This is a genomic window from Pseudomonas sp. FW305-20 (genome assembly GCF_058788075.1).
Genome location: NZ_JBYTAJ010000025.1, coordinates 85220 through 95031 on the forward strand (window position 1 = coordinate 85220; position 9812 = coordinate 95031).

Consider the following 9812-nt stretch of genomic DNA (forward strand, 5'->3'; position numbering starts at 1 on the left):
GCGGCCCACGCGGGGCCGCTTTGCTCAGGAGGCAGGCTTGATGCCGTACCAACGCGGCGTATACACCCACTCGCCACCCTCGGCACGAGGGAACACGCAAGTGGTAGACGAACCGATCAGCACCATGGTGCGCATATCGACCTGGTCGGGGGTCAGTTCGCCAAGCGTGGTAACCCGCAACGTCTGGCCAGGACGGCCAATGTCGCGGCCCAGCACCACCACCGTTTCTGGTGTGCGATGCCGGCCGACGATTTCCAGCGCCTGGCCCAGTTGCCACGGCCGGGCACGGGAGATCGGGTTGTAGAACGCCAGCGCCAGATCGGCTTCGGCGGCCAGGTCCAGGCGCTTCTCGATGATCGCCCAAGGCTTGAGGTTGTCCGACAGCGACATCACGCAGAAGTCGTGCCCCAATGGCGCACCGGCCTGCGCAGCGGTCGCCAGCGAAGCGGAGACACCCGGCAGGATTTCCAGGTCGACGCTGTGCCAGCTCGGCTCGCTCGACTCATGCAACGCTTCAAGCACCGCCGCCGCCATGGCGAACACGCCGGGGTCACCGGACGAAACCACAATCACCGAACGGCCTTGCGCCGCCAGCTCGAAGGCGTGGCGGGCACGCTGCATCTCTTCGCGGTTGTCAGTGCAATGCAGCACCTGGTCTTCGCGGAACGGCCCGGCCATGCGCACGTAGGTTTCGTAGCCGAGGACGTCGGTGGCCCTGGCCAGTTCAGCCTTGACCGCTGGCACCATCAGTTCGGCGGCGCCAGGGCCCAGACCGATGACTGCCAAACGACCGCGTGCCCGGCCGATCTGCGTAGCGTCCAGCGGCTCAGTGGCCACCGCGATGGCAATGCCGGTATCCGCGGACACGATGGTCGCGTTCGGCACGGTTTGACGGGACAACTCGCTAACGCCACCGCTGACCGACGCAAACCGCAGCGACACACCCAGTTCCAGTGCCGCTTCGCGCAGCGTCGGATTGGCCATGTGCAGATCGCTGGCCAACAGGCACGCCACCGATTGCACGGCGATTTTCGCTTGATGCAAGGCTGAGCGAATCGCGCCTGACAGATCCGCGACCTCGTCGCTCACTGCCACCAACACATTGCGCGGATAAATCATCAACTCATTGGCTGCCGGTGCCCGTTCGGCATGGCCGACATGGATCGACAACTGCGCATGAGGATCTTGCGGCAGCTGCGCCTGCACCAGCCACGGCGCAGCCCCTTCGACGCGTACGCTTTGGCCAGCGAGCAAATCCGAGACGAAGCGCTTGCCCAGTTCCAGATCGCCGAGGGCGTAACCGCTGGGAGGATTGAGCAGGCAGGTGCCGAAGCGCAATTCACCGCTGGTGGTGATCGCCGCAGCGACCTCGAGTCCGGCAGCAATCTCGCGCGCCATGACGTTCACGCCACCAAGACCGCCGAGCAGCGGCACCACGGCGCTGCCGTCTTCGGCCACGGCCAGCACTGGCGGCTCGGCGCCCTTTTCCAGCAGTAACGGCGCCAGGGTGCGGATCACAATGCCGGCCGCACACAAGGCGATAATCGGCGTGTCTTGCTGATAGAGCTCACGCAAAGTGGCGCCGAACTCGTGATAGACGCGGTCCGCGCCTTCCACCCGTTCGGCCAGACCATGGATCAATGCGCCAGGGTAAAGCTGCGCAATCTTGCGCGCAGTCGCGAGGCTGCCATTGCCCAGAATGACAATCGCCGGAACTGGACGGGCCATCAGCCTTGCCACCGTTCGCCGGGCACAATGATCAGCGAGAAGTACGGCGAGGACATCGGCTCGACCTGATCCAGCGGGACGATTTTCTGGTTGGCCATGGTCGCGCGTTCGACGTACAGCGCACGCTCCGCCAGTCCGAGTTCTTCGAGCACCTGACGGACCTTGGGAAAGTTGCGCCCCAGCTTCATGATCACCGCGGCATCGGCATCGGCCAGACGACGCTTGAGATCTTCGGCAGGCAACACACCCGACAGCACCGACAAACTCTGATTGCGATACACCAGCGGCGCACCCAGTACCGAGGCACCGCCGAGCATCGAGCAAACGCCCGGCACGACTTCCGCTTCATAACGCTCGGCCAGTCGATCGTGCAGGTACATGTAGGAGCCGTAGAAGAACGGATCGCCTTCGCAGATCACCGCCACGTCACGGCCAGCGTCCAGGTGCGCGGCCAGTTCTTCGCCGGCCGCATCGTAGAAATCGCTGATCACTTGTTCATACGACAGCGGTGCCGGAAGCGCCTCGGTGGTCACCGGATACACCAGCGGCAGCAGCGTTTGCGCGTCCTGCAAATGCGCCTCGATGATGCCGAACGCGTTGCCCTTCTTGCCCTTGGCGACGAAGTACGCCACCACCGGCGACTCACGCAGCAGGCGCAGGGCTTTAACGGTAATCAGCTCCGGATCACCGGGGCCGACGCCCAGGCCGATCAAACGTCCAGGTTGCTGCATCATTCGATCTCCGTGGCGAGGGCATTGACGGCGGCGGCGGCCATGGCGCTACCACCCAGCCGGCCTTGCATGATGACGAAAGGCACGCCACGGCTATCTGCCGCGAGTGCTGCCTTGGATTCGGCGGCGCCGACGAAGCCCACCGGGAAGCCGAGGATCAGCGCCGGTTTCGGTGCGCCGGCGTCGAGCATTTCCAACAGATAAAACAGCGCGGTCGGCGCGTTGCCGATTACCACCACACTGCCTTCCAGGTGCGGGCGCCATAGCTCCAGCGCGGCGGCGGAGCGGGTGTTACCCAACTCACGGGCAAGCTCTGGCACGCTTTCATCACGCAGGGTGCAGATGACTTGGTTGTTCGCAGGCAAACGCGTGCGGGTCACGCCTTCGCTGACCATCCGCGCATCGCACAGAATCGGCGCACCGGCGGCCAGCGCATCACGCCCGGCCTTGCCCGCGCCGTCGGAAAATTGCAGCCCGTCGATGGCGTCGACCATGCCGCAGGCGTGGATCACACGGACCGCGAGTTTTTCCAGGTCGGCCGGAATGCGCTCGAGGTTGGCCTCGGCACGAATGATCGCGAAGGAGTTGCGATAGATCTCCTGACCGTCGCGGATGTAATCAAGCATCAAGGGGGCTCCGTGAGCGGTCGTCGAGCAAGGCTGCGACCGCTTCAATAGTAAGGTTGCGTGCGTGCAGCGCGCCGAAACCCGGCAGCGCTGCATCGCGGAAATAGAGGTCGTAGTGACCGGGAGAAACGGCCAGCAATGTGACCGGCGCGATGTGTGCGGCCGCGCAGGAACGCTGGCAACCGGACAGGTGCACGTTCAGTGCTTGGCCGTGACGTTGCAGCAGCGCCGCCAGTTGTCGGGCATCGCCCTTGGTGTCGGCCAGGCCTTTGCCGCAGCCAGCGGAACCCGTGCAGGCAATCAACCGTGACAACGGCTGATCGGCATCACACAGCAGGCCCAGTTGTTCCAGACGCCGAATGACTTCGGGCGCGTGTTCTTTTCGAACATTGGGCAGCAACAGGCTTTGCCATGGGGTCAAACGCAGGCTCGCGTCGCCGAACTCGTGCGCCAATTGCGCCGCGCCCCTGAGCATGACGGGATCGAGCCGCCCCAAAGGCGGTACGGCACCGATGTAGACATGCTCCGCTTCACGTTGCAGATGAGTGCCAATGTGCAGAGCATCCGGGCTCAACGAACGCCGCCAATCGGTGATCGACTTCAAGGGCACTCGTTCGGCCAAGTGAGCAAGGAACTCTGCTAACGGGTAGTCGGCCAGCAAATGACGCATCCGCGTTTGATCAGGACGCGCCAGTTCAAGAAACAACTCCAGCACCGCAACGACCAGCGCATGCCCCTGCTCAAGTGGCACCGAGCCTGCGGGTTTGTCCGTGGGGCAACCCGCGAAACCGAACACCAGCAACCACTCACCCTCTCGCTCAACCGCAGACAACCACAGATCATGCGGGTGTTCGAGCATCGCCAACGCCTCGCCGCCATCGAGTTGCACCGCAAACTTGGCGCTGAGCTCGTGGAAACGTTCGTGGCTTTGCAGGGTGACAAGGATCTGTTCCGCCAGCGGACGCGTGTCGAACAGCATCTGCTGATCAATCCCGGCGCTCGGGCTGAGCATCAGATTGCGCACATCGTCGCCCGCCGCGGTACGCGGACCCAATCCAGCGGCGAGCAGGCTGTCGATCAGTGCTGTCTGTTCGCTACCGATCCCGCGAATCTGCAGGTTGGCCCGATTGGTCGCCTCGATCACGCCCCCGGCAAACCGTTCAGCCGCGCTGGCCACCGCTTCAGCCTGGGCAGCGCTGATCGAGCCGCCGTTCAATTTGATCCGACAGATGCCGCCATCCAGCGCCGGGACGATACGCAGCAACCCCGGGCAAGCCGAGGGGCGCAAAGCGGTGGACATCGGGCGTTCGTTCAAGGGGGCGACCGGCTGTGTGGGAAAGGCGCTTCGCGGGCGAAGGCGCGGTATTATGCCTGCTTTGTTCGACGGCATGAAAAGCCTGCCCGTCGGAACAGTCCGTTTGAGGACTATATTTGAGGGCTATAGATGTCACCGTGGCTGACAGTAGTGGGAATCGGCGAAGACGGCTTCAAGGGCCTGGGCAAAAACGCCCGGCACGCTCTGCTGCGCGCTTCGCGGATCATTGGCGGTCAGCGGCAATTGGATTTGCTGCCGGTGTGCATCCGTGGTGAGCGGCAGTTGTGGCCCAGCCCGTTCTCCCTTGAACCGGTTTTGGCGCTACGCGGCGAGCCGGTCTGCGTGCTGGCCAGCGGCGATCCGATGTTCTTTGGCGTGGGCGCAAGCCTTGCCCGGAAACTGCCCAACGATGAAATGCTGATTCTGCCGGCGCCTTCCTCCTGCTCGCTGGCGGCGGCGCGAATGGGCTGGCCATTGCAGGATGTGGTCACGCTTTCGGTGGTGGCTCGCCCCATCGCCGCACTCAATGCGCAGTTGTTCAGCGGTGTTCGCTTGCTGGTGTTGAGCAACGACGGCCAGAGCCCGGCCGCCATCGCGACGTTATTGCGTGAGCGCGGTTTCGGGGCGAGTCGCCTCACGGTGCTGGAACATCTGGGCGGTGCCGCCGAACGACGCATCGAGGGTGTCGCCAATGACTGGAACAACCCTGTGATCGCCGACCTGAACCTGATCGCCATCGAGTGCATCGCCGAACCCGATACGCCGCGCCTCTCCCGATTGGCCGGTCTGCCGGACTCAGCTTTCAAGCACGACGGTCAACTGACCAAACGCGATGTCCGCGCGATCACGCTCGCACGCCTGGCCCCGGTGCCTGGTGAGTTGATGTGGGACGTCGGCGCTGGCAGCGGTTCGATCGGCATCGAATGGATGCGCGCTCATCCAAGCTGTCGGGCACTGGCTGTCGAAGCGGATGAAGGTCGGCAGTTGTTGATCGAACACAACCGCGATGCCTTGGGTGTCCCCGGTCTGCAACTGATTCGCGGCAGTGCACCACAAGCCTTGACCGGGCTGGAACGCCCGGACGCAATTTTCATCGGCGGCGGCGTGACCCGCGACGGCGTTCTCGACACCTGCTGGGCACAACTCAAACCCGGCGGTCGACTGATCGCCAACGCCGTCACGCTACAAAGTGAAATGACGTTGATGGCCTGGCGCGAGCAGCACGGCGGCGAGCTGACGAGGATCCATATCGCTCAGGCGCAACCGCTGGGTGATTTCGACACCTGGCGTCAGGCGCTGCCGATTACCTTGCTGGACGTGACGAAGCCCCTCGATGCGTGACGAAACCGCCGAACAACCCGCACCGCTGCGCAGCGGCCTGACCACTGGCAGCTGCGCCACCGCTACCAGCCTTGCGGCGGCGCGCTTGCTGCTCAGTGGCGTAGAAGCAGACGCCGTCGAGATCATTCTGCCCAAAGGCAGGCGGGTGCAGATGCGCCTGGAATTCTGTCGGCTGACGGACGACGGCGCCGAAGCCGGCACGATCAAGGACGCCGGCGACGACCCCGACGTGACTCACGGCGCCCTGCTCTTTTCCCAGGTGCGCCTGCACAGTGAGCCAGGCATTCGCTTCAGCGCCGGCCGTGGCGTGGGCACCGTCACCCGGCCCGGTCTGGTACTGAACGTCGGCGAACCGGCGATCAACCCGGTGCCGCGCAAGATGATCAGCGAGCACCTGACGCTGTTGGCCGAGGAGCTTGATTACATGGGTGGTTTCGACGTCACGGTGAATGTCGAAGGCGGTGAAGCGCTGGCCTTGAAAACCATGAACCCGCGCCTGGGGATTCTCGGCGGTTTGTCGATCCTCGGCACCAGCGGCATCGTCCGGCCCTTCTCCTGCGCGGCCTACATCGCCTCGATCCACCAAGGCATCGACGTCGCCAAAACCAACGGTTACCTGCACATCGCCGCGTGCACTGGCAATGCCAGTGAAGACACCATGCGCCGGGTCTACGATTTTCCGGAAATCGCCCTGATCGAAATGGGCGACTTCGTCGGCGCCGTGCTCAAACACCTGCGCAAAGTGCCTGTGGATAAACTCAGCCTCTGCGGCGGCTTCGGCAAGATCAGCAAACTGGCGGCCGGGCACATGGATTTGCACAGTCGACACTCCAGCATCGACCTGCCGCAACTGGCCGAGTGGGCGTCGGCGATTGGCGCCGATGAGGCGTTGCAGCAAGGGATTCGCGAAGCCAACACCAGCCAGCAAGCCTTGGCGATGGCCAGCGCTGCGGGCATCGCGCTCGGTGACGCGGTGTGTCAGCACGCGCTGGACTTTGCCCGCAGCGTGGTGCCGACGCAGGTTCAGGTCGAAGTGTTCGCCATCGATCGCCAGGGCGGGATTGTTGGCCATGCAGGAGCTTTTCAATGAAGCGCGTGTTGTTGCTCGGTGGCGTGACAGAAGCCTTGGCCATCGCCCGGACCCTCGGACCGGAACACATCTATAGCCTGGCCGGCGTGGGGCGAGTGCCGACAGATCTGACCTGCCAGGTTCGCGTTGGCGGTTACGGCGGTGCCGAAGGGCTGGCGCAGTTCATTCAGGATGAAGGGATCGACCTGCTGCTGGACGCAACCCATCCCTACGCCGCACAAATCAGCCAGAACGCCGCCACCGCTGCGCGGTTGAGCGGTATTGCCTGCTGGGCCCTGCGGCGCCCGGCCTGGCAACCACAGGCCGGCGATGACTGGCGGGATGTCAGCGACTGGGCCGGGTTGATCGAAGCACTGAAACCGTTCCGGCGACCGTTGTTCACCCTCGGCCGCGAACCCTTGCAGCACCTGCATGAAATCCCGCCAGAACAATTCTGGACCTTGCGCGCACTGGACGTTTACCCCGGCAACGGACGCTGCGAAGTGATCGGCGCGCGTGGACCGTTTCTGATCGAGGATGAACGTGAACTGTTTGAACGTCGGCAGATTGATGTACTGATCAGCAAGAACAGCGGCAGCACCGCGACCGAGCCGAAGCTTGAAGTGGCACGGGAGCGTGGGGTGCCGGTGATTGTTTTGCAGCGGCCAGAGTTGCCGGGGGTTGATCGGGAGTTTGGGTCGGTGAGTGAAGTACTGAAAGCCCTATCGGTGTAAGACGATTCCTGAGATCTCCATAACCTTGCCACTTTGCCGGCAACACTCTCGGACGGAGCCGGCTATCCACTCTATGGCTTCGATCCTATAGTCCGAGCCCCCTGATCCGAACAAGCACACCGACCTTACATCCTGAGGGACGACTAAATTCGTCCCGAGGAAAGTGCGGCTTGCCAACCTGTATCCCAAGGAATACGATCAAACATGATCGACTTCGAACGATCCCGAGCATTTGCTGACTGGCTCGACTCACTGAAAGACATCATTGGCAAAGCTCGCATCATTGCCAGGCTCCGAGCTGCCGAGCATGGAAATTTTGGTGATTGCGAACCGGTGGGTGGAGCTGTTTATGAAATGCGTGTGCATTACGGTCCTGGCTACAGGATGTATTTCACCCGCCGAGGTGAAGTGGTTTATCTGCTGTTGGTGGGCGGTGACAAGTCGACTCAAAAACGAGACATCAAACGCGCCATTCAAATGGCGCAAAACATCGGTAATGAGGAGTAAATCATGGCCGAACAATTCACCCGTTTCGATGCCGCCGAATTTCTAAAAACACCAGAAGAAATGGCGGCTTACCTGGACGCCTGTTTTGAAGAAGATGCTGGCGACGGAGTGCTCATACGTGCAGCCCTTAACGACATAGCCCGAGCAAAGGGCATGACACAGATTGCCCGTGACGCGGGGCTGGGTCGTGAAAGTCTGTACAAAGCATTGGGCAGCACTGGCAACCCGGAATTCGCGACTATCATGAAAGTGATGAAAGCATTAGGCCTGCGCCTGCATGCCAGCGCTCTCTGATTGCACTGCGACACCACACCGCACGCCGCTTTTTTACTTATCGGCCCTGATCAGGCTAAATAGCCGCGCTTGATCCCCCACCCAACCGGATTTGCCCCATGTCCCGACAACGGCTCGCATTTGCCTGGATCGCCTGCTTCGCAGTGCTGTTCAACATGCTCGCCATGCCGATGACGGGAGCGATGGCGCAGACGGCGAAATCGCCTGCCGAGCAGTTGTTGTGGGGCAGTTTCTGTTCGTCCAGCGGCACGAAGTTGGTGGCGATTTCCCTGGGCGATATCGAACAGAAAGCTCCTCAGAGTGACGATCACTCCAACATGCAACATTGCTGGTGCTGTTCAGGTTCCGCGCCACTGGTGGCGCTGCCGGGGCATGTGCCGCAACTGTACTTCGCACATTTCGAAGCCAATCGAAGCCTGCCTGATTCCTCTCTCGATACACCGACACCGCGCCAGCAATGGCCGAGTCTCAACCCCCGCGCGTCCCCTCTGGTGTGATTCCTTCTCGCAATTGACCTGCGTTTCGAATCGTTCTGGAGAACTGCCATGTTGAACAAACTCATCGTCCTGGCTGTATTGCTGCTGCCTGCCTGTTTTGCCAATGCTCACGAATACAAGGCTGGCGAGCTTGAGATCGCCCATCCGTGGTCGCAGGAGTTGCCGCCCAACGCGCCAACGGTGGCGGCGTATTTCGTGATTCACAACAGCGGTAAAACCGCCGACCGACTGCTCAGCGTCGACTCGCCCATTGCAGGCGAAGCCCAGTTGCACGAGCACGTCATGCAAAACGACCTGATGAAAATGCAGCAGGTGCCGAGCGTCGACATTCCTGCCGGTGGCAACGTCTCTTTTGCACCGATGGCCTACCACGTAATGCTGGTAAACCTGAAGGACCGCAGCCTGCTGAGCGACGGCAAACGCTTCCCGCTGACGATGCATTTCGAGAAGTCCGGCGCCGTAACGGTGGACGTCTCGGTGCAGAAGAAGCCGCCGGAAAGCATGCAGACGCACGCCCACGCCCAGTAAGCGACTGAGCAAAAACGCCCATGCGCCCGCTTAGCGCCAGGTCATCCGCACACCGTCGTCAGCCGTTAAGCCTGACGCGCGGCAGCTGGATCAGCTTGTTCGCCATGTTGATGATCTTTATCGGCCCGCTGATTTCTCAGTCGATGCCGATGGATCAACGCGCCTCGATGTCGATGTCGATGGACATGTCGGCAATGGAGCACGCCGATCACGGCGCGCAAGCCGCGGCCGAGCACTGTCCACCAAAAGCCGACCACCATGCACTCTGGGAAAAATGTGGCTATTGCAGCCTGCTGTTCAATTGCCCGGCGCTGACTGGCGGCCATTCCTTCGTCGCATTCGACACACCAAAAGCCACCACTTTCACCACACCCTCCCCGCGCCTGGGCCACGCCCGGCAAACCTTCTTCCCCGGCGCCCGCACCCGCGCCCCGCCCATCGC

General features: G+C 62.3%; 12 protein-coding genes. 8 read left to right on the top strand and 4 right to left on the bottom strand.

Translation table 11 applies throughout. The features are described 5' to 3' along the window. Positions 1-24: 24 nt before the first annotated feature. Genes cobJ through cobG form a run of 4 tightly spaced genes read right to left on the bottom strand, consistent with a single transcriptional unit; the run spans position 25 to position 4385 of the window. Positions 25-1728, bottom strand: coding sequence for a precorrin-3B C(17)-methyltransferase (cobJ, locus tag AC3WP4_RS20495; RefSeq protein ID WP_102616748.1), 1704 nt, complete (start codon positions 1726-1728; stop codon positions 25-27). Further along, a complete protein-coding gene (locus tag AC3WP4_RS20500) occupies positions 1728-2459 on the bottom strand; it encodes a precorrin-2 C(20)-methyltransferase (RefSeq protein WP_074880464.1) in 732 nt (243 codons plus the stop codon). The genes cobJ and AC3WP4_RS20500 overlap by 1 nt, the downstream gene beginning before the upstream one ends. Beyond that, positions 2459-3085, bottom strand: a complete 627-nt coding sequence (locus AC3WP4_RS20505; RefSeq protein ID WP_102616749.1) for a precorrin-8X methylmutase — start codon at positions 3083-3085, stop codon at positions 2459-2461. The genes AC3WP4_RS20500 and AC3WP4_RS20505 overlap by 1 nt, the downstream gene beginning before the upstream one ends. Beyond that, positions 3078-4385 carry a precorrin-3B synthase gene (gene cobG / locus AC3WP4_RS20510; RefSeq protein ID WP_305885246.1) on the bottom strand — a complete coding sequence of 436 codons (1308 nt, stop codon included), beginning with the start codon at positions 4383-4385 and terminating at the stop codon, positions 3078-3080. Before cobG ends, AC3WP4_RS20505 begins: the two co-directional genes overlap by 8 nt. A gap of 144 nt (positions 4386-4529) precedes the next feature. On the opposite strand from cobG, the gene cbiE reads away from it, so the two are divergent. The 8 genes from cbiE to AC3WP4_RS20550 all read left to right on the top strand — a co-directional run. Next, positions 4530-5741 (top strand): precorrin-6y C5,15-methyltransferase (decarboxylating) subunit CbiE, encoded by a 1212-nt coding sequence (cbiE, locus tag AC3WP4_RS20515; protein WP_102616751.1) that lies wholly within the window; start codon positions 4530-4532, stop codon positions 5739-5741. After that, positions 5734-6831, top strand: a complete 1098-nt coding sequence (locus AC3WP4_RS20520) for a cobalt-precorrin-5B (C(1))-methyltransferase (RefSeq protein ID WP_076028804.1) — start codon at positions 5734-5736, stop codon at positions 6829-6831. The genes cbiE and AC3WP4_RS20520 overlap by 8 nt, the downstream gene beginning before the upstream one ends. Continuing rightward, positions 6828-7544, top strand: a complete 717-nt coding sequence (locus AC3WP4_RS20525; protein WP_102616752.1) for a cobalt-precorrin-6A reductase — start codon at positions 6828-6830, stop codon at positions 7542-7544. Before AC3WP4_RS20520 ends, AC3WP4_RS20525 begins: the two co-directional genes overlap by 4 nt. A gap of 204 nt (positions 7545-7748) precedes the next feature. After that, the gene (locus AC3WP4_RS20530) at positions 7749-8051 is read left to right on the top strand and encodes a type II toxin-antitoxin system RelE/ParE family toxin (protein ID WP_074873405.1); all 303 of its coding nucleotides are present in this window, start codon (positions 7749-7751) and stop codon (positions 8049-8051) included. A gap of 3 nt (positions 8052-8054) precedes the next feature. Continuing rightward, on the top strand, positions 8055-8345 hold the full coding sequence (locus tag AC3WP4_RS20535) for an addiction module antidote protein (protein WP_074873403.1): 291 nt from the start codon (positions 8055-8057) through the stop codon (positions 8343-8345). A gap of 98 nt (positions 8346-8443) precedes the next feature. Continuing rightward, a complete protein-coding gene (locus AC3WP4_RS20540; protein ID WP_102616753.1) occupies positions 8444-8842 on the top strand; it encodes a DUF2946 domain-containing protein in 399 nt (132 codons plus the stop codon). A gap of 48 nt (positions 8843-8890) precedes the next feature. Beyond that, entirely contained in the window at positions 8891-9370 is a 480-nt protein-coding gene (locus AC3WP4_RS20545) for a copper chaperone PCu(A)C (RefSeq protein ID WP_074873399.1), read from the top strand. 20 nt (positions 9371-9390) lie between these two features. Further along, on the top strand, positions 9391-9812 hold a 422-nt coding region (locus AC3WP4_RS20550; protein ID WP_102616754.1), incomplete at its 3' end, for a DUF2946 domain-containing protein.